The organism is Hymenobacter nivis, from assembly GCF_003149515.1.
GTDB lineage: Bacteria > Bacteroidota > Bacteroidia > Cytophagales > Hymenobacteraceae > Hymenobacter > Hymenobacter nivis.
Genome location: NZ_CP029145.1, coordinates 1,137,410 through 1,162,387, shown reverse-complemented (window position 1 = coordinate 1,162,387; position 24,978 = coordinate 1,137,410). Strand labels below are relative to the sequence as shown.

General features: G+C 60.0%; 23 protein-coding genes. 6 read left to right on the top strand and 17 right to left on the bottom strand.

The annotated features are described in order from the left end of the window. Positions 1 to 25: 25 nt before the first annotated feature. Complete coding sequence (locus DDQ68_RS05060) at positions 26 to 127, top strand: hypothetical protein (protein WP_245897314.1); 102 nt, start codon at positions 26 to 28, stop codon at positions 125 to 127. Between the two features lie 19 nt (positions 128 to 146). On the opposite strand, the gene DDQ68_RS05055 is transcribed toward DDQ68_RS05060, so the two are convergent. The 6 genes from DDQ68_RS05055 to DDQ68_RS05030 all read right to left on the bottom strand — a co-directional run bounded on the left by DDQ68_RS05055 (position 147) and on the right by DDQ68_RS05030 (position 3,538). Beyond that, the gene (locus DDQ68_RS05055; protein ID WP_162549719.1) at positions 147 to 854 is read right to left on the bottom strand and encodes an IS630 family transposase; all 708 of its coding nucleotides are present in this window, start codon (positions 852 to 854) and stop codon (positions 147 to 149) included. Then, on the bottom strand, positions 835 to 1,080 hold the full coding sequence (locus tag DDQ68_RS24625; RefSeq protein ID WP_369076534.1) for a helix-turn-helix domain-containing protein: 246 nt from the start codon (positions 1,078 to 1,080) through the stop codon (positions 835 to 837). The genes DDQ68_RS05055 and DDQ68_RS24625 overlap by 20 nt, the downstream gene beginning before the upstream one ends. 140 nt (positions 1,081 to 1,220) lie before the next feature. After that, entirely contained in the window at positions 1,221 to 1,544 is a 324-nt protein-coding gene (locus DDQ68_RS05045; RefSeq protein WP_109655336.1) for an integrase core domain-containing protein, read from the bottom strand. Between the two features lie 169 nt (positions 1,545 to 1,713). Continuing rightward, positions 1,714 to 2,151 carry a QcrA and Rieske domain-containing protein gene (locus tag DDQ68_RS05040; RefSeq protein WP_162549862.1) on the bottom strand — a complete coding sequence of 146 codons (438 nt, stop codon included), beginning with the start codon at positions 2,149 to 2,151 and terminating at the stop codon, positions 1,714 to 1,716. A gap of 182 nt (positions 2,152 to 2,333) precedes the next feature. Continuing rightward, on the bottom strand, positions 2,334 to 3,071 hold the full coding sequence (locus DDQ68_RS05035; RefSeq protein WP_109655334.1) for an IS3 family transposase: 738 nt from the start codon (positions 3,069 to 3,071) through the stop codon (positions 2,334 to 2,336). A gap of 95 nt (positions 3,072 to 3,166) precedes the next feature. Next, positions 3,167 to 3,538 (bottom strand): transposase, encoded by a 372-nt coding sequence (locus DDQ68_RS05030; RefSeq protein WP_109655333.1) that lies wholly within the window; start codon positions 3,536 to 3,538, stop codon positions 3,167 to 3,169. A 386-nt stretch (positions 3,539 to 3,924) separates the two neighbouring features. Between DDQ68_RS05030 and DDQ68_RS05025 the strand changes: the two genes are divergently transcribed. Next, a complete protein-coding gene (locus tag DDQ68_RS05025; protein ID WP_109655332.1) occupies positions 3,925 to 5,730 on the top strand; it encodes an alpha-amylase in 1,806 nt (601 codons plus the stop codon). A gap of 1,314 nt (positions 5,731 to 7,044) precedes the next feature. Beyond that, positions 7,045 to 7,344, top strand: a complete 300-nt coding sequence (locus tag DDQ68_RS05015) for a replication initiation protein (RefSeq protein WP_342767437.1) — start codon at positions 7,045 to 7,047, stop codon at positions 7,342 to 7,344. Positions 7,345 to 7,523: 179 nt separating this feature from the next. On the opposite strand, the gene DDQ68_RS05010 is transcribed toward DDQ68_RS05015, so the two are convergent. The 8 genes from DDQ68_RS05010 to DDQ68_RS04975 all read right to left on the bottom strand — a co-directional run bounded on the left by DDQ68_RS05010 (position 7,524) and on the right by DDQ68_RS04975 (position 17,384). Then, on the bottom strand, positions 7,524 to 7,757 hold the full coding sequence (locus tag DDQ68_RS05010) for a hypothetical protein (protein WP_245897307.1): 234 nt from the start codon (positions 7,755 to 7,757) through the stop codon (positions 7,524 to 7,526). 358 nt (positions 7,758 to 8,115) lie between these two features. After that, positions 8,116 to 8,469 (bottom strand): helix-turn-helix domain-containing protein, encoded by a 354-nt coding sequence (locus DDQ68_RS05005; protein WP_109655330.1) that lies wholly within the window; start codon positions 8,467 to 8,469, stop codon positions 8,116 to 8,118. A 38-nt stretch (positions 8,470 to 8,507) separates the two neighbouring features. Further along, complete coding sequence (locus DDQ68_RS05000) at positions 8,508 to 8,723, bottom strand: type II toxin-antitoxin system HigB family toxin (RefSeq protein ID WP_109655329.1); 216 nt, start codon at positions 8,721 to 8,723, stop codon at positions 8,508 to 8,510. A 373-nt stretch (positions 8,724 to 9,096) separates the two neighbouring features. Further along, a complete protein-coding gene (locus DDQ68_RS04995; protein WP_109655328.1) occupies positions 9,097 to 10,962 on the bottom strand; it encodes an alpha/beta hydrolase family protein in 1,866 nt (621 codons plus the stop codon). 518 nt (positions 10,963 to 11,480) lie between these two features. Continuing rightward, positions 11,481 to 12,572: a serine hydrolase domain-containing protein gene (locus DDQ68_RS04990; protein WP_162549860.1), complete on the bottom strand. Its 1,092-nt coding sequence runs from the start codon at positions 12,570 to 12,572 to the stop codon at positions 11,481 to 11,483. A gap of 447 nt (positions 12,573 to 13,019) precedes the next feature. Beyond that, a complete protein-coding gene (locus DDQ68_RS04985) occupies positions 13,020 to 15,380 on the bottom strand; it encodes an FtsX-like permease family protein (protein ID WP_109655326.1) in 2,361 nt (786 codons plus the stop codon). A 21-nt stretch (positions 15,381 to 15,401) separates the two neighbouring features. Then, on the bottom strand, positions 15,402 to 16,085 hold the full coding sequence (locus DDQ68_RS04980; RefSeq protein WP_109658319.1) for an ABC transporter ATP-binding protein: 684 nt from the start codon (positions 16,083 to 16,085) through the stop codon (positions 15,402 to 15,404). A gap of 39 nt (positions 16,086 to 16,124) precedes the next feature. Then, complete coding sequence (locus tag DDQ68_RS04975) at positions 16,125 to 17,384, bottom strand: efflux RND transporter periplasmic adaptor subunit (protein WP_109655325.1); 1,260 nt, start codon at positions 17,382 to 17,384, stop codon at positions 16,125 to 16,127. 453 nt (positions 17,385 to 17,837) lie between these two features. Between DDQ68_RS04975 and DDQ68_RS04970 the strand changes: the two genes are divergently transcribed. From DDQ68_RS04970 to DDQ68_RS04960, 3 genes are all read left to right on the top strand, one after another. After that, positions 17,838 to 18,308 (top strand): hypothetical protein, encoded by a 471-nt coding sequence (locus DDQ68_RS04970; RefSeq protein ID WP_162549859.1) that lies wholly within the window; start codon positions 17,838 to 17,840, stop codon positions 18,306 to 18,308. 241 nt (positions 18,309 to 18,549) lie between these two features. Then, a complete protein-coding gene (locus tag DDQ68_RS04965) occupies positions 18,550 to 19,920 on the top strand; it encodes a sigma-54-dependent transcriptional regulator (RefSeq protein ID WP_109655323.1) in 1,371 nt (456 codons plus the stop codon). Next, positions 19,910 to 21,292: a sensor histidine kinase gene (locus DDQ68_RS04960; RefSeq protein WP_109655322.1), complete on the top strand. Its 1,383-nt coding sequence runs from the start codon at positions 19,910 to 19,912 to the stop codon at positions 21,290 to 21,292. Before DDQ68_RS04965 ends, DDQ68_RS04960 begins: the two co-directional genes overlap by 11 nt. 1 nt (position 21,293) lies before the next feature. Here the strand turns inward: DDQ68_RS04960 and DDQ68_RS04955 are convergent, their stop codons facing one another. From DDQ68_RS04955 to DDQ68_RS04945, 3 genes are all read right to left on the bottom strand, one after another. Beyond that, positions 21,294 to 22,415, bottom strand: coding sequence for a Fic family protein (locus DDQ68_RS04955; protein ID WP_109655321.1), 1,122 nt, complete (start codon positions 22,413 to 22,415; stop codon positions 21,294 to 21,296). A gap of 371 nt (positions 22,416 to 22,786) precedes the next feature. Further along, complete coding sequence (locus DDQ68_RS04950; protein WP_245897305.1) at positions 22,787 to 24,133, bottom strand: Zn-dependent hydrolase; 1,347 nt, start codon at positions 24,131 to 24,133, stop codon at positions 22,787 to 22,789. Between the two features lie 440 nt (positions 24,134 to 24,573). Further along, positions 24,574 to 24,975, bottom strand: coding sequence for a hypothetical protein (locus DDQ68_RS04945; RefSeq protein WP_109655319.1), 402 nt, complete (start codon positions 24,973 to 24,975; stop codon positions 24,574 to 24,576). Positions 24,976 to 24,978 lie beyond the last annotated feature (3 nt).

Here is a 24,978-nt window from a genome sequence, read left to right as displayed (position 1 = left end):
GGCCCTGGAAGCCGTGCTAGGCGCGGTGCGCCACCAACAGGGGCGGCTGCTAGGCCGGCTGGAAGCCTTGGGCGTGGACCTGAGGGCCGAAGCCACGCTGCGCACGTTTGTACGCTTCCCCGTTTAGTAAGCCAGTAGTTAAGCACTCATGCAAAAGTAATCGTGTAGTGATTACCGACGTTTGCCAGCACGTGTTCGAGGCGTTGTAGCAAGGTTTGCTCCGTGGCGTAATCCTGGGGGCGAACCCAATAGTGCTTGCAGCGGTGCCAGAGCAGTTCGATGTGGTTGAGTTCGGGGCTGTAGGCGGGCAAGAAAAAGAGTGTCAGGCCGGCCGCTGCCCACTTGGCTTCACAAGCGCGCACCACGTGCGCTTTGTGAATGGAGGCATTGTCGAGTACGAGCACGGTAGGGCCGCTTAGACTGTGGCAGAATGCGTTGACGGCCAGCACAAATAAGTCGGCCGTCAGGCTGCCTTCCCGCACGTAGGCCTCCAGGGGCTGGTGCGGGGCGTGGGCCTGCCAGAAGCCCAGGACCGAATGCCCCCCGCGCCCCCGTACGGCGGGCAGGCCCACCGGGGGCTGCCCACGCCGTTGCCAGGCATAGGGCACGGGGGCTTGGCGCGAGAAGCGGCACTCATCGACGTAGACCACGGCCACCGCGCCGCGGGCTTCGGCTTGGTGCAACGTGTGCAGGTGCTGCTGGGCGGCGGCAAACAAGACCGGGTCGCGTTGCGCTTTCAGACTCCTGCGGCAGCGCTTCCAGCGGTAGCCGGCGCGGCGCGCCAGCCGGCGCAGCGTGCTCAGGCTGAGCTTGAGGCCCCAGCCTCGGCGGATGTCAGGAAGCCACGCGCGCAATTGCTGGGTGGCCGTACCCAGCCAGGTCGCTACTTTTTTTTACTGCTGGTGGGAGTTTCGGCGGGCGGCCCGACCGCTGGCCCTCGGCCAGCCCGGCCAAGCCCAGCTCCTGCCAGCGGCGCAGCCAGATACCGACCGTATTATAGCCCACGGCAAACAAAGTGGCCAATTGCTGAACGGTCGCCCCGCGGTGGTGTCCCAAAATAACTTGGGCACGCCGCCGCATTCGCGGGTGCGGGCCCTGAGCAGCAGCGGCCTCCAGGGTGGTGATTTCAGGAGCTGCGAGCGGAAGTGAAGCGAGTAGCATACGCCAAAATTAGCGCCTTCGCCCCACACGATTACTTGTGCATGGGTGCTTAATAGAGGTTAAGCCGCTTGTTTAAATTCGAGGGGGGTCATAAAATTCAAGGCCTGGTGGGGCCGTTGGGTGTTGTAGTCGTGCATCCAGTCGGCCACGAGTTGGCGTACGTGGGCCAGCGAGCGAAACAAGTGGGCATCGAGCAGCTCCCGGCGAAAGGAGCCGTTGAAGCGCTCGATGTAGGCGTTTTGGGTCGGTTTGCCCGGCTGAATCCAGTGCAGGACAATGCCGTGCGCTTCGCACCACTCGGTCAGGCGGGCGCTGATGAATTCCGGTCCGTTATCGGTGCGCAGCTGCGCAGGCCGGTCATGGCACTCGACTAAGGAGAGCATCAAAAAGTGTGGGGCAACGGAGGCCTTCTAGCCTTTGACTTACCTGGGAGAGCCGTAGCTGTAGGCGCAGACCACACCCCCGTTAACGGCTCAAATCCACTGCCCCACACTTTTTGATGCTCTCCACCATCGCGCAGCGCCTGCACGAGTTTTAAGCCGCACGGGCAGCTTAGCTCGTGACATGTAGCTTGGTGCCCGTTTGCACAACGGTGTAAGCCTGCAGCGGCGCAGAGGCAGGCCCATTGAGCACGGTGCCGCTAGTACTGAATTTCGAGCCGTGATTGGGGCAGATAAAGCCATTGCTGCCGGGTTGAAACTGCACCGAAGTGCCTTGGTGCGTACACGTGGCGGCCAGCGCCACGTAGCCCCCGGCGGTAGTTTTGGCTACGATTACCTGGCCATTTGCGCTGTACACGTAGCCAAAGGCGGGGTCGTTGAGGCGAGCATTGGCGGGGTCGGCCAAATCAAGGGTGAAGTCGATATTGTTCGACCCGGGGCCGGGCGCGGGCGTGGCATTGTCGGTTTTGCTGGTGCAACTGCCTAAGCAGCCGCTCAGGACCATGGCGGCGCCAAAACCGAACAGGTGGGTGAATTCGTGACGTTTCATGCGGAATAAAGGAAGAAGCAAAAGGGGTTTGCCCAGCTGCCCGTACAAACCAGCTGTGGGATTGCTTAGTTGCGCGTAAGGGCCAAGGCGTATTTTTACAGCTCGCATGAAAGCCTATCTCCAAATCCTTTAGTACGTCCGGCCCAGGGCGCTATTCTTTGCGTAATACTGAGGTGGTCCGATTACGCTGGACAGTTTAGGGCATTGAGTTGAAGAAGCTGTTGGTGAGTGTGATAGGGCAGTTGATAGCCGATGATGGAGTGTAAACGCTCGTGATTGTAGTAGTCAAAATAAAGGGCCACGCTGGCCTGGGCGTTGGCCAGGTCGGCGAAAACGGGCCGCTCGCGTAGTTCGAGCACCTCCGTTTTAAGACGCGCCCATAAGCTTTCCGCCGGGGCATTGTCGTAGCAGTCGCCCCGGCGGCTCTGCGAGCGTAGGGCCTGGTAGTCGTGGCGCAACTGCCGGTAGGCGTTGCCGCAGTACTGCCCACCCCGGTCGGCGTGGACGCGCAAGCCGGGTGTGGGCGGTTGCGCCCAGAAAGCGCGCTGCAAGGCCCTGGTAATGAGATCCTCCGGCATCGAAGCCCCCACCTGCCAGCCCAGCACCTGCTTGCTGGCCATGTCCTGGTACGCGCACAGGTACACCCAGTCACCGTTGGCCAGCGGCAGGTACGTGGTATCGCTGACCCAGACCCGGTTGGCCTGGGTGGGCTTGGGCTGGTCGAGCAGCCGGTTCGGCGCGCAGCGCAGGCCGTGGGGCGAGTCGGTGGTGCGCGGAGTGTAGGCCTTGGGTTGCAGCGCGTGCAGGGCCCGTCGGCGCAGGGCCGTACGTAGCCGCTGGCGGCCCACCCGGTAGCCTTTCTGGCGCAGGGCCACCCGCAGCCGGCGGGTGCCGTAGCGGCGTTTGTGGACCCCAAACACCTTGACTAGTGCCGTCTCCCAAGCCGGCTCTGGCTTAGCGACTGCTTGCTGCTGAGCTTATTGCCAAGCATAGTAGCCGCTGGCAGGCACCTGCACTAATTGGCAGCGCAGGCGCACGGGGTACTGGCCCCGTTGCGCCTCGATAAAGCGGTAACGACTCCTTGGTCCAGTGTCTGCGAGAAGAGGGCGATGGCTTTTTTTAAAATGTCCAGCTCCTGGGCCTGCCGCCGATTGGCGGCCCGTAGCTGCCGCAATTCGGCCGCCGTGGCGGGGTCCAGCTCCGCCCCACGGGCGGCCGCCACCGGCGTAAGCGCTTGCTGCTGCCACTTATAGATGCGCTTGGGGTCGATGTTGAGGGCGCGCGCGGCGGCTTGAGTCGAGCGGCTTTCACCGGCCAGGCGCAGGGCTTCGGCCCGGAAGGCGGCATCATAACGCCGACGTTTGGTAGGTGGGGGACTGTCTTTCATGGAGTTGGAAAGTTAAGACCCTATTCTGTCCACATTTACCCGACCACCTTATGTCCATGCGATCCCGTCAATATGGAACACCTTGAAGACAATCGAGTGCTTTAAAAACATGCCTTTTTCTCCTTGACCGTTAGTTACCGGCCGCTAGGTGCTGTACGATGCACGCCTGCTGCTGTGCGGCTGTAGGTCAGCAAGGTGCACCTTTTGGAGCTGGTTAATTCATCAAACTATTCATTATCAACTAACTACCCGAATCTTTTCAACCTAGTTTAGCTCCGTGTTCGTTCTACCCGACCACCTCCGTCCAGATTTACCCGACCACCCTCGTCGGAACGAGAAACTTTTGCTAACATTACGTCATCTTATTCCCACCTTTTACCTCGCTTATGCACCCATCTCTTCGCAATGCCGGCCGACTAGCTGCCGCGGCGGCCCTCCTCCTACTTGCGGGTTGCGCCAAAGAAGCCGTCGTTCCCAGCGCAGGCCTTGCCCCGACCAGCGCTACCACCAGCGCCACGGTGACCAACGGCGTGATGATGCAGGGCTTTTACTGGGACGTGCCCCAGACGAGCAGCACGGGCCAGAGCTGGTGGCAGGTCCTCGGCAGCCAGGCCCCCGAGCTGAAAAACGCCGGCATTACGGCCCTGTGGCTGCCGCCCGCCTACAAAGGCAGCGGGGTCAATGACGTGGGCTACGGCGTGTACGACCGCTACGACCTGGGCGAGTTCAACCAGAAGGGTACGGTGGCCACGCACTACGGCACGCTGGCCCAGCTGCAAAGCTGCATCACTGCCCTGCACGGCCAGGGCGTGCAGGTGTACGAAGACATGGTAATGAACCACTTGACTTCGGCCGACGCGCAGGAGCAGTTCACCATCGGTGGCAACAGCTACAACGTGTACACCAGCTTTACCTACCCCGGCCGGGCCAACAAGTACAGCACCTACCAGTGGCACTACTACAGCTTCAACGGTACTCAGCAGGCGCCTAACAATGGTTGGTACCAGTGGAATGCCTGGGATTTTCAGCCCTACGCCAACGGCGATGCCTACGATAATCTGTTGGGCTCAGAAATCCGCTATGCTGATGCCAACCAGGTCAATGAAACTATCAGCTGGGGCAACTGGATGACCACCACCCTGAGCTTGGATGGTTACCGCCTCGACGCTACCAAGCACATGCTCACCTCGTTTGTGAATTCGTGGCTCGATAATGTGAAGGGCACCAGTGGCCGCTTTGCCGTGAGCGAGGCCTGGTTTCGCAACCTCACCGACCTCAACAACTACGCCTCCTCGACCGGCGGGCGCACCAGTCTCTTTGACGTACCGCTGCACTACACCTTTGCTAATATGAGCAATGGCAATGGGACATGGGACATGCGTGGGTTGCAATTTGCGGGCTTTACCGAGGCCAACGGGCCGCTATCCGTCTCCTTCGTCGATAACCACGACACCGACCAGACGGGCGGCGCGCTCTACTCGCCAGTGGCTAACCTCAAGATGCTGGCCTACGCCTACATCCTCACCCGCGAGAAGGGCTACCCCTGCGTGTTCTACAAAGACTATTACAACTACGGCCTCGGCAGCCAAATCAAAACCCTGATTGGCATCCGCCAGGCCCACGGCTTCGGCGCGGGCTATGAGTACACCAGCGCCGACGACGCCGACGTGTATGCTTACTCGCGCGCCGGCGATGCCAGCCACACTGGCTTGCTCGAATTACTGAACGACGGCAGCGCCGCCGCCAGCAAAGCCATCACGACGCCCTTCAAAAACGCTACCCTCACCGACCTCACCGGGAACACCACCGGTACCGTCACCACCGACGGCAATGGCCTGGGCACGTTTGCCGTCAACGCCCGCTCGTACGCCGTATGGGTACCCAAGTCGACTACGGCCACGACCACGGCCGTGACGTTTACCATCAATTACAGCAACACGGTGACGGGTCAAAACCTCTACATCGTGGGCAGCACCAGCCAACTCGGTTCCTGGAACACGGCTAATGCCATCAAGCTCAGCGGCGCGGCCTACCCCAACTGGACCGGCACCATCAACCTGACAGCTGGCGTAGCCGTGCTCTACAAGTACTTCCGCATGGATGGCGCGGGTAATATCCTCTGGGAAGGCGACCCCAACAACTCGCTCACGCCCAGCGGCAGCAGCCAAAGCGTAACCGATACCTGGCACTAATTTTAACTAAGGCCTCTTTCGGGCCTGCTGCTTACTATCCTGGGTATTAAAAAGGCCAGTAATAAGCCGCTGTTCGACGGCAACCCAAAGGGCACCAAGTCGCGTTAGGGGCTGCAGAACCGCTTGTCCTCGAACGCTGATAGAGCCCGCCAAAAGAATTACTGCCTCACTTGATGGATACCCCCCTGGGCGCTGTTCTTGACAAAAACCTTGGTTCTATGCTCCCCAAAGACCTCACCTGCGACCTGAAAAGCCGCCTGAATATGCTGGCCGGCCAGCTGCACGGCATCGTGAAAATGTTAGACGCCAATACTGCGCCGGAGCGGATTTTGGGGTAATTCAAGGCCGTGATCAATGGCTTGAGCAGCGCAGAGCACCTGCTGCTAGACGAGGTGTTCCGCAAGGGCCTGATACAACTCGTAGGCATGGTGGGGGCTTACCCGGCGACTGTCAGGACGCCGAACGCATCCAGCAGTTGCGCCAACAGTTTCCGAACCTGACCGAAAACGAGCTAACGCAGAAAATGCAGGAGTTGCGCGAGATTAGCGGGCGTCTAGAGCAGCACAACGCGATGGTGGCCAACTGTTCTGTCCCGTCCGGCCAAGTGTTGACAGAAATAAGGCAAGGGCCCCGCTCGGATTTTCCGGCGGGGCTTTTTCCTTACAGATGGACGTGATTAGGAGTTAAATAATTCAGGGTCAAGTGGGGCCGTTCCTCGTTGTAGGGGTCGTCTCAGAATTCAGAAAATATAGCACGTTAAGGAAAACGGGTGGAAAAGACCATCCTTAACCGTGTGTCACGGCTTGCTACGAGCGGCCAAAACAGTGCAGACTTCTCGTTTGCCTGCCGCTATCTCCTAAACTTTGATTGCTGAACCAGTTAGTTGTACATCTTTTTAGGCCTTACAGGTGCTCTCGGTAGGGTTCGGAGAGCCGAACCAGTTGTACAAATCCTCGTTTCAATATGCCTTCTCTGTGCTTAAGAGGTGGATTTTGGGCGCTTAACGTGCTCTATTTTCCGTTTTCTGAGAGGACCCCAATCAAACGGGCATTTTCAGGACCAGCTACTCGTTGCCTCCGGGTAGCTACTAGCACGACGAAATGAGGTATCCGAAACCCACAGCAGCAATCAAAATATCCGATAAGTGCTTCTGGTGACTTTCCGGTATGCTCATTCGGCGGAGTGGGCCGGTCATGTAACATCCGTACCGAACTTTTAACCAAGGCCAAGTATGCCAAGCGCATCTATCCACTTTGTTCGCAGTGGAAGGACCTGGGCGAAACTAAAAAGTACGACCTCCAGGACTTCAAGAGAATGCTCGGCCTAATCGATGGGAAAGGCAATGAAAAAATGAAGCAGCTTATCGACCTGCGTACCAACGTGCTTGATGTTGCTGTTAGGCAAATCAACGAGCACACCGAACTACGCATCAACTACAAGCTCGAAAAGGTGGGCCGGAGCTACAAAAACATCGTTTTTACGGTCAAGCCACAAGCCTTAGCAACGCCCATTCCCTTCGCCTGGTGGCCACCGTTCAGAACGTACCAGGTGTTCAGCAAACCCACTACGACAACGCCGCCCGCATCCTGGATGAACTGCGCATCACCGATGTAAAGCACCGGTAAACCATCCTGGCCAGCCCGGCACAAATCACCGAAGTCAACCGCTACAACCACGACCTGAAAACGAGCAAGGTCAAAGCACATAAGAATCCTGGAGGCCTGTTACTCGTGCGCCTGGGCCTAGTTGCGGCCAAGGCTTCTAAACCTGCCTAAGCCCCGTATATCACTCCCCTACTTGCTGAAAACGCGCTGCCAGAGGGTCTTTCGCGCGGGCTCGACTAATCGGGACGCAATGCCCTCAACCATCTGCGTCAGCTGCTCCACTTGCACCTGCAGGTCGCGGGGGCTGGCCGGTAACTGTGAGGCCTCTGCCTGACTGAGCTCACCCTGGACAAAGGCGCGCACCTCGTCATTGGAGTACTGCCCCATCGTTTTGTCGGCCCGCGTGGCGGCCTTCTCCAGCATGGCCCGCGTTTCGCGCTCCACCCCCCGCACGGACTAAGTGACCGCGGTGGTACTGGCCGGCTTGGGTGGGCCTCCTTCTGTACTGCCGGCCTTATCCTTCATAAAGGGTTCAGCGGCACTTGATTCAGGGCCTATCTTACCAGCACTGGTTTTAGTAAGATCGATTTCAGGCGCTGTCTTACTTTTTTCTGGTTTTGTAAGACTGGTTTCGGGCGTTGTCTTACCGATTGGCGTTTCTGTCAGACGGATTTGGGGGGGGCATAGCAAGGTGTCTTACGCAGTGTAAGACACATAGGTACGCTTAGATGAGCCGTCCGACCAACTGTCTTACCACTTGTCTTACCTATCGGGCGAAAGGCTAAGCCGTTAACTCTAAGACTTCTGCGGCCGGGATGCCTAATTTTTGGTACATGCGGCGCAGAAAGTCGCCGTTGGCCGCCCGCCGGCCGCGCAGCACCTCGCTCAGGCGCGACTCGCCCACCTCCAGCAGCTGCGCGAGCTGCTTCTGCTTGAGGCGGCGCTTGAACATTTCCACCTGCAGCCGGCCGGCCACGGTAGTCGGGGGCCCGGGGTTGTGGCCGTTCGCCTCCTCAAAGGCGTGGATGGCGTCGCGCAGCACCAGCAGGCGGGCGTGGTGGGTTTCTTCGTCGGTGGCCAGCGTCCGGAATTCCTTCACGGCGGCTTTGTGCTCGGCTTCGGTAGTCAGGTTCACGGTCTTGGAATTTAGAACAAAAGGGAAGGAATAGCGCCTCAGAGGTCTTGCAACTGTTTTTTGCTCAGCTTACTGTAATCGGCGTGGGTCATGATGCGCCGGATAGCGACGGTGCGCAGCGAAAACAACACCTGGGCCACCAGCCGGTAGTGGTTGCCCTTGATGTCGAACACGTAGCGGCCCTGGCCGATGTAGTCCGCCGTGGCAAAGTCGGCCAGCAGGTCGTTGTGGCTCGACCAGGTGCAGAGCTGCACTTGGGCAAACTACACCTTTAAAGCTTCCCGCGCCTGAGCGTTCTTGCGGCCGTAGCTCGTGATGGTCTTCTCCTCAATGACAATCATGGCCATGCGGTAAACATACGCAATCCGGAATTAAATTCCATATTGCGAAGAAAATACCCGTCTTGCTGCCGGCGGGGTCCAGCAGCGGAGCCTTATTACACCCCATCGGAAAGATGGTGGCTGTTTAAATCACCGTTTTCCTGAACGCAGGTTAATAACTCAAACATAGCAATCTGTCCAAAATAGACCACGGCACTTCGTTAACCAAAACGAGCGGACCAACTGGCCCGCTCGTTTTCGTTTTACCTACCTTTCCGGCTTTTGGCTGGGCTGGTGTTATCCCCGCTCATTTAAGCCGGGTGGTAAACCAGTCCACAATTTCCACTACGGAGGTGATGCGGTTAGTGGTTTTTTGCCAGCCATGCCCTTCGTCCGGAAACAGGGTGTACTTCACCGGAACGTTGTTCTTCTGGAGCGCCGCCACTACTTGTTCCGCTTCCACCACCGGCACATTGGTGTCGTTGGCGCCGTGCTCCACCAGCAAGGGGGTTTTGATAAGGTCGGCTTTGTGAATCGGCGACAACTCCCGCAGCATTGCCGCCTGCGTGGCGGGGTCGCCGTATTCCACCGTGGAAATAGCGGCCATCCAGGGTTCGGTGTGCTTAAAAAACGTTTCAAAGTTGACCACACCAAATAAGTCAGCCCCGGCGGCAAACATGTCGGGGTACTGCGTGACGCCCGCCATCACCATGTAGCCCCCGTAGGAGCCCCCCATGATGCCTAAGGCGCCGGGCTTGGCAATGCCGACCCGGATTAAATAGTCCGAAACGGCTTTGATGTCCTTGACCCCATTCACCCGCAGGGCGCCGTTGTCCAGGTTCAAAAACGTTTTGCCAAAGCCAGTGGAGCCGCGCACGTTAGGTAGGAAAAAGGCCACGCCCTCTTTAACGAGCGCCTGGGCCGTCGGATTCAGGCTGGGAATCGACTGGCCTTCGGGGCCGCCGTGGTAGCTGATGACCGTGGGGAACGGCCCCTTGCCGGTCGTTGGTTTATAAAGCCAGCCGCTGAGGGGCACCCCGTCAAAGGAGGGAAACGCCACCAGTTCCGGGGCCACCAGCGCCGCTAAGTTCACGCCCATGTGGGAGCTATCGGTGATTTTCTGGAATTGATTGCGGCCCACGGTGTACACCCAAATATTGGCCGGTTCCCGGGACCCCGAGCCGGTAAACACCACGGTTTGGTCGTTGGCGGAAAAGGCCACGTCCGCTACCAATTCGACCGGCAGTGACAGCTGCCGGGATTCCTTGTTGGTTTTCAAATCGTACAGGCTCAGCTTGCTGAGCCCCTTTTCGTTCCAGACCAGGACGGCCGTGGTGCCCGCGTGGTTTAGGCTGAAATCAGCTAATTCCGCGTCTTTCCGCTCCGCTAGCAGCTGCAGGCCGCCGGGGCTGCTTTTGCCAAAAGCTAGTAAGTCCCGGTCCTTGTTATAGCCCAGGTACACGTCCCCGGCAGGGGCTATTTGGCCGAAGAAGGTGCCGGGGCCCTCGTGCGGGGTGAGGAGTTTTTCCTCCTTGGTCGCCAGGTTATACAGGGATAAATTATTGCTGCCTCGGCTGGCCAGCCGGGTGACCAATACCTGCTGCTTGTCGCGCGAGAAGTCTGCGATGCCCCCGGTTCCGTTGTTCTTAACGGCCAAGGCAGCGGTGCCTTTGCTCACCTCGTAGATAAAAAAGTCCACCCCGGTGGGGTTTTGTTCATTGGAGCCAAAGCCGAGCAGGGCGCCGTCCTTGCTCCAGGGACCCAGAAAGTTGTTGGTCTTGCCCCCTTTGGTCAGTTGCTTGACCCCACTGCCATCGCCCTTCATCACGTAAAGTTGGGCATTCAGTCCGCCCCCCGGGGCGAGCTGAAACGCAATCAGGTCCTGGGTAGGCGACGGCACCATGGCCGTAACCGGGTCCGGGAACGTCGTTAGTTGCACCGGCTTTCCTCCCCCGGAGGCAACTTTCCAGATTTGGGGCGACCCGCTCCGGTTAGAGATAAATACCACTTCGTTCCCATTAGCTAGGTAATCGCCTCCGCGGCAATACCCCATGCTGGCCAGGGCGACGATTTCCTCCCGTAGTTTCGCTGGGTTGGTCTGCGCATAAGCGGGAACCGCGCCGCAGAGCAGCAGGAAGGCAAGGAGCAGGGGTTGCCAAGCGTTGGTTGTCATGTTGAAGGGTTGATTGAGGAGGAGGGCCGTGCACCCGCCATGCTGGTTGTTTACTCCTGCAAGTTAGACGTTTATCTACCCAGTAGAGCAGTCCGTCTGGCGAAAAGGAAACGATGCATAACCGGCCGCCCCGTGGGGGCTTTTATCGCGGTAGCAGGTCCTTGGAGCGCCGAACCCACTAGCCTTCTTGTCGTCCACGAAAACGCTCCTATTTTTAAACGGGCCGTGTCCACCGGTTCGGCGGACCAGCCGCGCTGGAAAAGATGCCCCAACGGGCCGTTGCCCGGCTGCAACCCGTGCTGGCGGGCGGGGTAACGCGGCCAGGCCTAGGCCCAGCGGACCCGAACCCCCAGCGGCCGGCAATAACCGGCGCCGGCTCTGCAGCGGCGCCCGCCCGCTGGACCGGCGCGCGGTTCAGCAAAGAGGAGCCCTGGACCCGCCGGCTGCGCCGCGGCCGCGATGGCGCACCCTGCCAGTGCCCGAACAGGCGACCTCGCCCTCGCGCCTTGCACCACTCGCTAGGGCTTCGCCCGGGTTGTTTTAGTGGGCCCGTTGACGGCGCGGCGCATGTAATCGATTACCAGGGCCGCCGTGGGGTAGGGCATGGTCGGCAGGATGTTCCAGGCCGTCAGGATGACCACCGTGTCGTACTGGGGCAACACGAGGGCAAACTGCCCGCCAAACCCGCTGCCCTGCCAGGCCACCTCCGTGCTCTTTTTCCCATAGGACTGGTGCCACCACTGGTAGCCGTACGCCACTCCGGGCGAAACGCGCACCAACGGGGCGACCGATTGGTGCACGTAATCGGCCTGGATCAACTGTTTTCCTTGCCAGTTGCCCGCTTGTAAATAGAGGTAGCAGATTTTCGCGAGGTCTTTTTGCGCGAGGTACAGTCCCCCTTGAGCATCCACCAGCCCAGACGGCGCGCGTTTCCAATAATACCGGCGGATTCCCAACGGTTGGAACAGGTGCTTGGCCCCGTATTCTTCCAAATCGTAGCCGGTGGCCACCCGAAAGAGGTGCGCCAGCGTTTGCGTGGCGCCGCCGTTGTAGTTGAATACTTTCCCGGGCTCTTCCGCCATGGGTTTATCCAGCACATACTTTACCCAGTCGTGGCTTGCTTCCATACGGCTGCCGTCGTTGGTGGGGTCGGCGTAGGGCACGGTGTCCTCGTTCCAGGCCAAGCCGGCCGTCATGGTGAGCAGGTGCCGGAGCGTCATCCGTCTTTTTCGGCCGTCGAGGTGTTTGACCGCGGTGGTGTCGAAAAACCGCAGCACCGGGGTGTCCAAATCTGGAAACTCGTGCCGGGCAATGGCCACCCCAATGATGGCGGACGTGACGGTTTTCGTCACCGACTGCAGGGTGTGCAGGTCCGTTGCGTGGTAGTAGGGATGCCACCACGGGTTGAAGTAGTTGTAGGGACCGCCGGGGTCGCTGCTGTTCAAGGCGCTTTTCTTGGCGACGTCTTTCCGGTAGATGGCGGCATAGTCGTGGCGGTACGCTTTCTCGTAGCCCACCTTGCCGTGCCGGATGACCAGCAGGCCGTCGATGTAGCCGTACTTGCCGCTGGCCAGGGCCCGGTCCAAAGCAGTCAGCGGTGCCTGGTTCAAGCCCAGGCTGGCGGGCGAGGAGACCTTCCACCGCGGGGTCGGCCAAGGGGTTTGGCCAAAAGCGGATAGAGAAATGGTGAGTGCGAATAGGACGGGTATAATTGCTTTCATGCCAGTAGGTAAGTGGTTGGTTCGGTCGCAAATCTCGTGGGCGACGAACACAGAGTAGGCTTCGCAGTAGACGAAGGAGGCTTAATATTTGTTTTACAAGATGTACCAAGAAATTGCTCCGTTCGTCAAACGGTGCGTTTACGCCGACCCACCGTTTTCCTAAACGGTCGGAGTAGAGCGTTTGGCTACCTTTGGGAACAAGCAGCGGCACTCTGGTTAGCGCTACTTGCCTTTGCGATGGAGCATAAGACGTGGATGCGGCGCGCTTACCCGCTGCGATATTCTCCAATGCCCTGCCTTTGAGAAAATCAGCGCGGCTAGCTTATTCGCCTATCATTACTCTGCCCGCAAGCTAAACACGGGGTTGCGGCGGGCGGCCCGCCAGGCCTGCACACTCACCGTGAGCCAGGCAATGAGCAGGGCCCCCGTTCCGGCCGCCGCGAAGTACCACCACTGCCACGCCACGCGGTAGGCAAAGCCCTCCAACCACCGCTGCAATAGCAGATAGCTCAGAGGCAGCGCCAATACGATGGCAACGACAACCAGCCTGGTCAGGCTGCTGGTCAATAGCCAGACAATGCCCAGCTCGCTAGCCCCCAAGGCCTTTCGAATGCCAATTTCCTTGCGCCGACGCTCGGCGGTGAAGGCCGCTAGGCCCAGTAATCCTAGGGCGGAAATGAGGATGGCCAGCCCGGCAAAGTAGCGGGCGAGCACCGCGACTCGCCGCTCGGCCATGTACTGGGCCTGGTAGTCGGCATCTAAAAACGTGTAGTCGAGCGTAAAGCCGGGGTTGTAGGCGGCGTACAGGTGCTGAAGCCGCGCAATCGTGCCCTGCTCCGCATTGGACTGGAGCTTCACCAGCACCGTGTTAATCTGGGGGTCGAGTTTGAGGAGCAGGGGTTTGATTTTTTCGTGCAGGGACTCGTAGTGGAAGTCGCGGACCACCCCCACGATGCGGGCGCCGTCGAGTCGTTGGCCCACGGGGTCCGGCATCCCCAGGCCGGCCACCAGGGTTTGGTTGACGAGGACGGCGGCGCTGTCGGCGCGGAACTGCGGCGCAAAGCTGCGGCCGGCTACTAAGTGCATGCCCATTGTTTCCACCAGGCCGTAGTTGACCAGCATCGTCGCTACGGGCAGGCGCTTCCCCTGCCAGCTCATCTCCGTGACGTAACGCCCCCCCAGGAAGCCGCCCAAGACGCTGGACGCCTGCATGACGCCAGGCAATTTCTTCACCTCGGCCAGAAAGGCCGCCTGCTGGCGCGCCGCCTTACCGCCCGTATCAAAGCGGAGCACGTGCGCCTTGTCGTAGCCCAGCGGCTGGCGCTGCACAAACGCCAGCTGCGCGTTGACCACTACCACGGCCACGATGAACAGCACCGAGAGCGTAAACTGCAGCACGACCAGGCCCTGCCGCGTCCACACGTCGCCGGCCCGGGTCGGCAGCTTGCCTTTGAGCACGGCCGCCGGCTGGAACCCCGACAGGTAAAACGCGGGGTAACTGCCCGCCAGTAGCCCCGTACCCAGCGCCAGGGCCAGGCCGGCCCCCACCAGCTGCGGCTCCCACCGCAAGGCCAGGGGTTTGCCCGTCAGCGCGCTGAACTGCGGGAGCACGAGCTGCACCAGCCCCACGGCCACGACCAGGGCCAGTAAGGCCATCACCACCGATTCGGTCAGGTACTGCCCCATCAGCGCGGCGCGGCTCGCGCCCAGGGCCTTGCGAATGCCCACTTCCTTGACCCGCCGCGAGGCCTTGGCGGTGAACAGGTTCATGAAATTGATGCTGGCAATCACCAGAATGAGGGCGGCAATCAGGGCGAACAGCCGCACGTAGGCAATGCGCCCCCCGGTGGCGACGCCGTTTTCGTAGGTGCCGTGCAGGTACCCCGCCGCGAATGGCCGCACGAACAGCGTGCGCCCCCGGGCCTGGGCCTGCGCGCTCTTGGTTTTCAGCAACCCCGCTAGCTTGGCTTGAAACTGCGCGGGGTCGGCCCCCTCCTTCAAGACCAGGTAGGTGTTGAAGGGGCCGTCGTCGTCCCACTTGATGGTTTCGCCCATCTGCATCCGGTCCTTGAACGAGGCAAAGGGCAGCACGAAGTCAAACTGCTCGGACGAGTTGCGGGGCACCCTGGCGAACACCCCGGCCACCAGGCTAGTCTGCTTGCTATCGGCGGCCAGTTGCCATGCCACGGTCTTGCCCAGGCTGTTCTGCGGCGACCCAAAGAGCTTCGTGGCCAAGGCTTCGGAGAGGACAATGGCATGCTTGTCCCGCAGCACCGTGGCGGGGGTGCCCACCAGCAGGGGGTAGGAAAATAGCTGGAAGAAGGCCGGGTCTGCGTATTTGGCGACGGCATTCAGGTGCTGGCCGCCCGCCACCAGCGAGAACACGGGGAAAAACGGGACCGGCGTGGTGGTGGCCACGAATTCAATCTCCGGCATTTCCCGCCGCAGGGCCTCGGCCAGCAGCGGTATGGTGCCGGTTTGGGTCTCGATGCCGGCGGCCGTGCGGTGGTTTTCCAGCACTTGGTAGAGCCGGCCGTCCAGGGCGTGGTAGCGGTCGAAGCTGCGCTCGTCGCTTATCCAGAGGTAGATGAGCAGCGCGCAGGCCAAACCAGTCGAGAGGCCAATCAGGTTGATAAAGAACGTGCTTTTGAACCGCTTGAAGTTGCGGTAAATGAGCAGCAGTGGGTAGGGAAGCATGGCCGAAAGGTGAGGAATCGGTTAAAATTGGCTGCGGCTGTTTTCCAGCACCACCTGTCCGTCGAGCAGCCGGATGACGCGCCGGGCGTACCGGGCGTCGTGCTCGGAGTGCGTGACCATGAGCACGGTGGTGCCCGCCTCGTTCAGTTCGGTCAGCAGGCCCAGCACGTCGTGGCCGCTGGCCGAATCGAGGTTGCCGGTGGGCTCGTCGGCCAGCAGCAGCGGCGGGGCGTTCACCACGGCGCGGGCCACGGCCACGCGCTGCTGCTGCCCGCCCGAGAGCTGCAGGGGAAAATGGTTGCGCCGGTGCAGCAGCTGCATTTTCTCCAACACCCGTTCCACCCGTTGCCGCCGCTCGGGGGCCCCCACGCCGAGGTAGCGCAAGGGCAGCTCCACGTTTTCAAACACCGTCAGCTCGTCAATCAGGTTGAAGCTCTGAAACACGAAGCCCAGGCTGCGCTTGCGCAGCTCGGCCCGCTGCCGCTCGGAGTAGCGGCTGGTCTCGGTGCCCAGCAGTTGCAGGCTGCCGCCGTCGGGCTCGTCGAGCAGGCCCAGCAGGTTGAGCAGCGTCGACTTGCCGCAGCCCGAGGGGCCCATGATGGCCACGAACTCCCCCTGCTCCACCGTTAGCGAGACGTGGTTCAGCGCCTTGGTTTGCACCTCCTCGGTGCGGTACACCTTTTCCAGGTTTTCGGTCTTGATTATGGACATTAGTCTTTTAAGGGCAAGTAATTAGCAAAACACCTATGGCTGGCGGTCGTCCAGCACCAGCTCCTGTTGGTCGGCATAGCCTTCGTAGCTGGACGTTACCACTTGATCACCAGGCCGCAGGCCCGCCAGCACTTCATAATAATCGGGATTCTGCCGTCCTAGCCGGATGGCTACCCGTTGGGCCCGGCTGCCGTCGGCCCCCAGCTTGAACGCCCAGTTGCCCACCGTTTGCTGGTAAAAGCCGCCTTTGGGCAGCAGCACCGCCGGGGCCTTCGCGCTCAGCGCCAGCCGGATGGGTAAGGTCTGGCCCCGCCGCAGGCTTGGTGGCGGGGTACCGGTAAAGGCCAGGTCGATTTGCAGGCCTTTGGCTACTTGGGCGAAGATTTTGGTCACGCGCAAGGCATACGCTTGGCCGTCCACCACCACTTCGCCCACCTGACCGGCTCCGATGCGGGCAATGTAAAACTCGTCCACCACGGCGTGTAGTTTCACGCCCGCCAGCGCGTCAATCTGCCCCAGGCGCTGGCCCCGGGTTTTGGCCTCGCCCACTTCCGCCGCCAGCGAGCTGAGCCGCCCGCCGACCGGGGCCCGAAGCAGCAGGTCGTCCATCTTGCGCCGCATCAGGGCCAAGTTGCTGGTCATGCGCCGCACCGATTCCTGCATGGTGCCCAGTTGCTGCAGCATGGCCACCGAATCCTGGCGCAGGGTCTGCTGCGTGAGTTGTCGCCGGCGCAGCTGGTAGCGGTAGGCGTTCTGGCTTTGCAGGTAGTCCTGCCGCGCAATCACCTTTTGGTCGTACAGCACCTGGTTGGTGTCAAATACCCGCCGGGCCTCGGCCAGTTGGAAGTCGATGTCCGCCAGCTGATTCTGGCGCAGGATGCGGTTTTGCAGCAGCTGGTTGCGGGTGTTGCGCAAGTTGTTCATCAGGTCGTACACGGCCGTTTCGCGGTTCACCATTTCCAGTTGCAGGTCGGGGTTGGCCAGCCGCAGCAGGGGCTGGCCCGCCGTCAAGGTCGTACCTTCTTCCACCAGCACCTGCTGCACCGTGCCGGCCTCTGCCGCATCCAGGTACACGGTGCGTAGCGGCTGCACTACCCCGTCGATGGCCGTGAATTCCTGAAAAGTACCCCGCGTGACGGGACTAATGGTTAGCCGGCTGGCCGCGACGTGCAACCGCTGGCCCGGCTGGGGCCAGTAGACGTAGGCCGCGCCCGTGCCCGCCAGCACCAGCGCCCCCAGCCACCACCAGCGGGTGACAAACGACCACTTTTTCTTCGGTATCAGGACATCCATTCAGTTTGGCGCAGGGGATAGCAGTAAAAAGCTATTGACCGGAGGTGCCAAGAACGGTGCCTCTATCACAAACCCTTGCTAATCAGCAGCCTAATTTTAAGTCCTTGTTGCCAGCTTTAGCCAAGCGACCGGTTCTGATACAGTTGACCGTTCGGTTCTGATACAGTTCAAATCGGTTGACGGGCAGAAGACAGCCTGACAGGTTGAAATTCAGTATTTTCCGAGGGCTGCACGGTTTATGTGGCCTGGGTTGGGACGAGTACCTGCCAACCTCTACTTTTACGTTCTGGTGGTCCGCTCAGAAAACGGGAAATATAGCGCGTTAAAGGCTGAGAAGAGGGGGTGGAGCTAATTGCCCGTTTCAAAACCCCCGAGTTGGAGGTTTTGCCCTATTTGTTTAATAACACCCATCAATGAGAAAATGAAATGACCCTTTTCGTAAACTTGCCACTCATGCGACAATTCATCTGCTTACTGGCCTTGTGTGTACTGGTATCGACTGGTTCCCGCGCCATGTCTCCTCCGCCTGCGCCGCGAACGACGATTGTCAACGATGAGTTTATCTCGGGGCTACTGGAAACCGTCTCCTACGAGAAGTTAAGCCGCACGCCGTACCCGAAAACCAGCACGCCCTTGAAGGGTGGAAAAGTGATTCGTTTCACCCATGGGGCGAACACCTTTTCTTACTACAAAGGCCCTTACAGCGTTTTCATGACCTCCTTTGACGTCACCCAACCGGACCCGGTATTGACCCCATTCTTGTCGTTGGGCGCGCCTAAAAGCGCGGTGTTGAAGAAGCTAGGGCAGACGAAGAGTTTGGATATACTCTTAGTGCGAGATTTAGAAGGAGGAGCGCTGGCTACGCTCACTTTTCAACAAGGGGCACTAACCAAGATATCTTTTGCGGCCACCTACATTGATTGACTTCTAACGCTCCTTTCCGTGAACACCTGCCAGATGCTCAGCACCAAGTGCCAATAGGCACTTGGTAGGACTGGAATAGTTTAGGAAACTCGTCCACGAATGGGTGTTATTAAACAAATAGGGCAAAACCTCCAACTCGGGGGTTTTGAAACGGGCAATTAGCTCCACCCCCTCTTCTCAGCCTTTAACGCGCTATATTTCCCGTTTTCTGAGCGGACCCCGTTTTATTCATACTTTTTTCATGATTCCTAAGCACGCCCGCATCCTGGTAATGGACGACGAGCCCGACGTGCTGTTCGCCCTCAAGCTGCTGCTCAAACCGGAGGTGCGGGAAGTCGTGACGGAGAAAAACCCGGAACTGCTACTTTCCCTGCTCCGCCAGCAGCCCTTTGATGCCGTGCTGCTCGACATGAATTACCGCAGCGGCCAGGCGACGGGCAATGAGGGCTTCTACTGGCTGGGCCGCATCCGGGAGCACGACCCCACCACGGCGGTTATCCTGCTGACGGCCTACGGCGACGTGCGCACGGCGGTGCGCGCCCTCAAGGCCGGCGCTACCGATTTTCTGCTCAAGCCCTGGCACAACGACCAGCTGCTGCAAACGCTAGCCGCTGCTCTCCAACCTAAAACCGGCAGCAAGAGTGGGGGTAGCCCCAAAAAACAGGCCGGGCCGGCCGTTACTACGCTACTGGGAGAGTCAGCCGCCATGCAGGACGTGCGGGCCATCATCGAAAAGGTCGCCCCGACTGAAGCCAACGTGCTGTTACTTGGCGAAAACGGCACCGGCAAAGAATTGGTCGCCAAATCCCTGCACGAGCAGTCGCGCCGAGCTGCCCAGTCCTTCGTGGCCGCCGACGTGGCCGCGCTCAGCGAAGGGTTGTTTGAAAGCGAGTTGTTCGGGCATACAAAGGGCGCGTTCACGGATGCCCAGGTCAGCCGCGTGGGCCGATTCGAGGCTGCCACCGGAGGAACCTTGTTTCTGGACGAGATTGGCAACATTGGCCTGCCGCAGCAGGCCAAGCTGCTCACGGCCCTGCAAAACCGCCAGGTGGTACCCGTTGGGAGCAACGTGCCCGTACCGGTGGATATCCGGCTGTTGTCGGCCACCAACGCCCCGTTGCACGCCCTGGTAGCCCGCGGCACCTTTCGCCAGGACTTGATGTACCGCCTTAATACGGTCGAAATCACGCTGCCGCCCCTGCGCGAACGGGCTGACGACGTGCACCTGTTAGCCCAGCACTTCGCGCAGGTGTACGCTGCCCGCAACCGGCAACCCATGCCGGAATTCAGTGCCGCTGCGCTGCGCAAGCTCCGGGAGCACCCCTGGCCCGGCAACGTGCGGGAGCTGCAACACGCCGTGGAGCGGGCCGTTATCTTAGGGACCGGCCCCGTGCTGCTTCCGGCCGATTTCTCGTTTCGGAACCCCGAATCAGCGGCTGCTTCCGCGGCGGCTGCGACCGCGGCGGAGCATCCGCTGCCGTTGCTGGCAGTGGAAAAAAACACCATCCAGCAGGCCATTGAGCGCCACCAGGGCAACCTCACCAAAGCGGCCAAAGAGCTGGGCCTTACCCGCACCGCCCTCTACCGTCGGCTCGACAAGCATGATATTTAATAGCCTGGACGTGCGCCTGCTGGGGCGGTTGGTACTGCTGGTGGCCGCGCTGGCTGGGGGCGGGTACGTCACGCTGCATCACGCCTACGGGCTAGCCTTTGGGGCCCTGGTGCTGTTGCTAATCCTGGTCTTGGACCTAGCCCGCTACCTGACGCGCGGCCAACAGGCCCTGTCCGACTTTACCCTGGCCCTGAAGTACCGGGATTTTTCGCGGCAGTACCCGGCGCAGTCCGTCCCGGCATCGCTCCGGCCCTTGCACGCGGCCTTCAACCAGGTCAACGCCACGTTTCGGGAGTTGCGGGCCGAGCAGGAAGGACAGTTTCAATACCTGCAAACCATCCTGGCGCTGCTCGATACCGGCATCGTGTCCTACGACGCGGCGGGCACCGTGGCCTGGGTGAACGAGGCGTTTAAACAAACGCTGCACCTGCCTTACCTGAAAAATATTAAGGCGCTGCAATCCCGGCAACCAGTCCTGTACGAGGCCATATGCCGGGCCCTACCCGGCCAGCCCGTAGTGGTGAAGCTGACGGTGGGTCCCCAAACGGTGCAGCTGCTCGTGTCCGCCACCCAGTTTAAGCTACGCGGCGAAGCCTTCACCCTCCTGGCCTTCAAAAACGTGAGCCAGGCCCTGGCGGATACCGAAACGGCTGCCTGGCAGCAACTGCTACGGGTCATGACGCACGAAATTATGAACTCGGTCGCCCCCATTACTTCGCTGGCCGATTCGTTGGGCCGCCACGTGCAGCGCGCCCGGCAGCAGGAAGCCTCCGCCGAATTGCTCGACGATTTGGTTACCGGCATTCGCATCATCCAGCAGCGCAGCGAAGGGCTGTTGCGCTTCGCCCAGGTGTACCGGGACTTTAGCACCCTGGCCTCGCCGCAGCGCACCACCCTTTATGTGCAGGAATTGCTCCAGGCCATCTGGCAGCTCCTGGCGGAACAACTGGCTGCGCAAGGCATCGAGGTCACCCTCAGCGTCCGGCCCGCGCACCTCAGCCTGCACGCCGACGGCCACTTACTAGAGCAAGTGCTCATCAATCTGGTGCTCAATGCGGCGCAGGCAGTCACCCAAACCCCTAACCCGCGCATTAGCCTGCGGGCCTGGCCCGATGAACAGGAACGGGTGGTTATTGAGGTGAAAGACAACGGGAGCGGTATTCCCGCCGACGTGCTGGACAGCATCTTTATTCCTTTTTTCACCACCCGTCCCAACGGCTCCGGGATTGGGCTAAGTTTGGCCAAGCAAATCATGCAGCTGCACCAGGGCAGCATTCAGGTTCATTCCGTAGAGGGGACCGGCAGTGCGTTTCAGCTGTGGTTTCCCCCTCAGTTACCTTCTAGGGGTATGGGCATACCCTCCTTTCCGTGAACTATTCACTCAGAATGCGATGCAGTTCCAAGTTCTGGTAGTAGTGATGGCCGGAGATGACCTTCTTGGCCAGAATGCCCATGTCCACCAACTGATTGAGGTACTTGCGCGCCGTGTTCTCGACGTACAAGCGCTCGTCCGTGAGGTGCTTTACTTTGGTAAAGGGCTGGGTGAATAGGCTGTTGACCAGCTGTTCGGGGCGCTCCATCTGGGTCTCGGTCACCACGGCCTGCAAAATGGCGTCCTTGGCCGCCACCAGGTCGTTGATTTTATCATAGGTCAGGGTGGCCGTGGTTTCGACGGCCCGCAGCATGTACAGCAGCCAGGATTTCCAGTCGCCTCGCTGCGACACGCCCGCCAGCAAGGCGTAGTAGTCGGCCTTGTGGTCCATGATGTAGCGGCTCAAAAACAGGATGGGGTAGTCCAGCAGCCCTTTGTGAGTGAGGTAGTGGATGTTGAACACCCGGCCCGTGCGGCCATTGCCGTCGCGAAACGGGTGAATGGCTTCGAATTGAAAATGGCCAATGGCCATCTTCAGCACCGGGTCCAGGGGGAAGCGTGCGTCGTCGTTCAGGAACGCGAGCAGGTTTTCCAGCTTAGCCTCCAAGATGCCCTTGCCCCGCGGGGGCGTGTAGGCCGCCTTCCCCGCGTTGGGGCCGGAGCCGCCCTGCTTGATGTAAATCAGCGCGCTGGGCGGGCGGATGCCGTCGGTGGCCTGCGTGATTTGCCGGTATATCTGCGGGAAATAGCCGGCGTCAATGGCCGGACGGTCCCGCAGGTACTCGTGCCCGTGCCACAGGGCCTCGCGGTAGCGCAGCACTTCCTTGGGCGCGCCTTCCGTCGTCGCCGTGGCCTGCTCGCTGTACGCTTTGTAAAGCTCGTCGTCGGTGGTAAAGATGTTTTCGATGGCACTGGACGCCTTGGCCTCTTGCAAGCTGATGCTGTTAATCAACAGCCCTTGGTTGGGAATCACCGCGCTCCGGCCCTGCAACCGCCCCAGTGCAGCCCGGGCCTTGACCAATTGGCCTAGGATTTCCACGGTTTCCACCACTTCCGCCACCAGGGGCAATTCCGGCAGGCCATTCCAGGGCTGGTTCCGGTCCGGGTTTATTGCATAACTCATCGGGATGGGGCAAGGGCGGCGGCCTGGGTGAAGTACAAACATACCGATTCCCAAGCAAACATTAACAGAGCCGTTATTTTGATGCCTACTTGATTTTAGACACCATGGCTGCTACCCGCTTCTTGCATAAACATTAAAAACAGCTCTTATCTGAAGTTTGCATGATTCTAGACCGCACAAAACACCGTTTGGCTGAACACGCATTGCCATGGCATACGCTAAAGAAGGCTGGTCCGACTTCTGGAAGTCAAGGTCCGCTTCTTCTAATTCATGCTCCAAACGATTCCGTCCTTGGGTCGTAATGAGCCGGGCCTTCGACTGTTTTAGCGCCCGTTTTGGGTCAAGCAGTAGGTGGCGATGCCCAATAGCAATCAAGCGTGTGTTGATGATTCCTTCGCCTTGTCAATGGCCAGGATCGTTTGCAAAAGCACATTCGCTCCGTTGGCCAGGGCCTCCGGTTTGGTGAATTCTTTGTACGAATGGCTGATGCCCCCCACACTGGGAACGAAAATCATAGCCACCGGAGCAATCCAGGCAATTTCTTGGGAATCATGGCCCGCACCACTTTGCATTAATTTCGTGCTAAGACCCAAGGCTTTGGCGGAGGCCTGGACGGCTTGCTGCAGTGCCTTGTTCGTGAGGGCCGGTTGTGATTCGTTTGCTTGCCGAGCAAACCGGATGGTGGTTTTGCTTTCCAGGGCGATGGCTGCGGCCCGTTTTTCTATCTCCCGAAAGAGCGTTTCAATTTTACCGGCGGATAAATCCCGAATCTCCAACCCCAGGACCACTTTGCCGGGAATGACATTGTACGCCCCGGGGGTTAGGTCCATTTTGCCAATGGTGCCCACCTGGTTTCCTGGTACCGAGCCGATAACCTCATTGACCGCGATGATTAGTCTGGCGGACGCCAGCAAGGCGTCTTGCCGCAGGTTCATGGGGGTGGTGCCCGCGTGGTTGGCAAAACCTTCCACGGTAACTTCCCAGTGCACAATGCCCACAATGCCTTCCACCACGCCGACCTGCACATTTTCCCGCGCCAAAATGCCCCCTTGTTCGATGTGTAATTCCAACCAAGCGCGCAGGTCCCCTTTTTTTCGGACGCACGACGAAATGTTGTCCGGATTGCCTCCGATCGCCTTGATTCCTTCCGCCATGGTCAACCCGCTTTGGCTTTTTTGGTGCAACCCCGCGGCGGTCAACCGGCCCGCCATGGCCATGCTGCCAATGGTGCCGCCTTCTTCGTTGGCAAAAATGATGACTTCCAGCGGGTGCTCGGTGAGCGTTTTGTGTTCGTTCAGCACCTCAATGACTTCCAAGGCACCGATGGAACCCAACGGGCCGTCGTAGTTGCCCCCGTCGGGAACCATGTCCAGGTGCGAACCGAAGGCAATGGGTTTGAGCGAGGGGTTTTTTCCTTTTCGTTTGCCGATGATGTTGCCCGCGGCGTCAATCGCTGGGTCAAGCCCCGCCTTTTTCATCAGCGCCATGAACCACGCCCGGCCTTCCAGGTCGCCTTGGGTAAACGCAACCCGGTAGCCGTGGCCCTGGTCGTTCCGGCCGAATTTGGACAGTTCAACAAGGCGGGTGAGGAGGCGCTGTTGGTTTACGGTAAGCGTGTTGCCTGAACCAACAGGTTTACTGTAGGAAGCCAGTAGACCCAATGCACTGACGCCCATTGCCGTTAAAGACGTATTTTTAAGGAAGGTTCTTCTTTTCATTGTTTTGGGTTAACGCCGGATTGACGCAAGTCTTACTTTAGCATGGTCTTCCTTTAGCATGGGTTGTCCCCACGGCTTGCGGACACGGAACAGGAAGTGCGGCAGGTGGACTGTTTTGCCACGGCCGGCTCGGCACCGCAGCCGGTTGAAAAAGCGTGAAGCGGCGGTTAATCACAAAACGCCCAAGTGAAATGCGACGGCCTATTGCCACCGCAACCCAGCACCATGGGTCAAGGCCGCCTCTTTTCCGGCACCGGGGTGCAGCAAGGGTGCAGCATAGCCCTTTCCCCGGGGTGTTCTCGGGCCAAATGCTTGGGGATTGGTCGCAGCGAGTTTGATGCGGATACGGATACGACACAAAGCAATGCGCTAACTTAAGTCATGCCCTCCATTCCTTAAAGTCAACTCGTTTGCGGTCCCACCCTTTCGCTGAACGCCGATTAGCCCCGCTCGGGCACCGACTCGAGGCGGGGCGAGATGAACAGCACCGCGCCAAAAAGCCCGGCCCCGAGCGCGTACCCGGCCACCCACGCCCACCCCCCGGCCCCGGTCGGGGTCCGGATGGCATAACGGAAGAGCGCGAGGGCGCCCGCGACAAAGTGCAGCAGGTTGCCCACGGCCAAGGGGCGGGCGTAGATGCCCCCCATGCGCACGCCTTTGGCCATCCAATTCAGCAAGGCGAAGCCCAGGTACAGGGCCCCGAGCAATTGGACCGCGACCGGGGCCAGGCCCCGGGCTGGGTAGCCCGCGTACGCCAACACCTCCTGTGGAGCAAATTGAAGGACCAGGCCAACCGCGGCCATGAGCCCGGCGCTGGCACCGAGCAAGAGTTTGGTGTTCATCGG

Bases quoted from the DNA above. Each gene is read 5' to 3' on its own strand.
- DDQ68_RS04950 (WP_245897305.1), bottom strand. From the start codon at position 24,133: ATGAAAAGAAGAACCTTCCTTAAAAATACGTCTTTAACGGCAATGGGC.
- DDQ68_RS04970 (WP_162549859.1), top strand. From the start codon at position 17,838: ATGCGACAATTCATCTGCTTACTGGCCTTGTGTGTACTGGTATCGACT.
- DDQ68_RS04945 (WP_109655319.1), bottom strand. From the start codon at position 24,975: ATGAACACCAAACTCTTGCTCGGTGCCAGCGCCGGGCTCATGGCCGCG.
- DDQ68_RS04965 (WP_109655323.1), top strand. From the start codon at position 18,550: ATGATTCCTAAGCACGCCCGCATCCTGGTAATGGACGACGAGCCCGAC.
- DDQ68_RS05015 (WP_342767437.1), top strand. From the start codon at position 7,045: ATGCTCGGCCTAATCGATGGGAAAGGCAATGAAAAAATGAAGCAGCTT.
- DDQ68_RS05045 (WP_109655336.1), bottom strand. From the start codon at position 1,544: ATGCTCTCCTTAGTCGAGTGCCATGACCGGCCTGCGCAGCTGCGCACC.
- DDQ68_RS04960 (WP_109655322.1), top strand. From the start codon at position 19,910: ATGATATTTAATAGCCTGGACGTGCGCCTGCTGGGGCGGTTGGTACTG.
- DDQ68_RS24625 (WP_369076534.1), bottom strand. From the start codon at position 1,080: ATGCGGCGGCGTGCCCAAGTTATTTTGGGACACCACCGCGGGGCGACC.
- DDQ68_RS04955 (WP_109655321.1), bottom strand. From the start codon at position 22,415: ATGAGTTATGCAATAAACCCGGACCGGAACCAGCCCTGGAATGGCCTG.
- DDQ68_RS04995 (WP_109655328.1), bottom strand. From the start codon at position 10,962: ATGACAACCAACGCTTGGCAACCCCTGCTCCTTGCCTTCCTGCTGCTC.
- DDQ68_RS05030 (WP_109655333.1), bottom strand. From the start codon at position 3,538: ATGAAAGACAGTCCCCCACCTACCAAACGTCGGCGTTATGATGCCGCC.
- DDQ68_RS04985 (WP_109655326.1), bottom strand. From the start codon at position 15,380: ATGCTTCCCTACCCACTGCTGCTCATTTACCGCAACTTCAAGCGGTTC.
- DDQ68_RS05040 (WP_162549862.1), bottom strand. From the start codon at position 2,151: ATGAAACGTCACGAATTCACCCACCTGTTCGGTTTTGGCGCCGCCATG.
- DDQ68_RS05010 (WP_245897307.1), bottom strand. From the start codon at position 7,757: ATGCTGGAGAAGGCCGCCACGCGGGCCGACAAAACGATGGGGCAGTAC.
- DDQ68_RS05025 (WP_109655332.1), top strand. From the start codon at position 3,925: ATGCACCCATCTCTTCGCAATGCCGGCCGACTAGCTGCCGCGGCGGCC.
- DDQ68_RS04975 (WP_109655325.1), bottom strand. From the start codon at position 17,384: ATGGATGTCCTGATACCGAAGAAAAAGTGGTCGTTTGTCACCCGCTGG.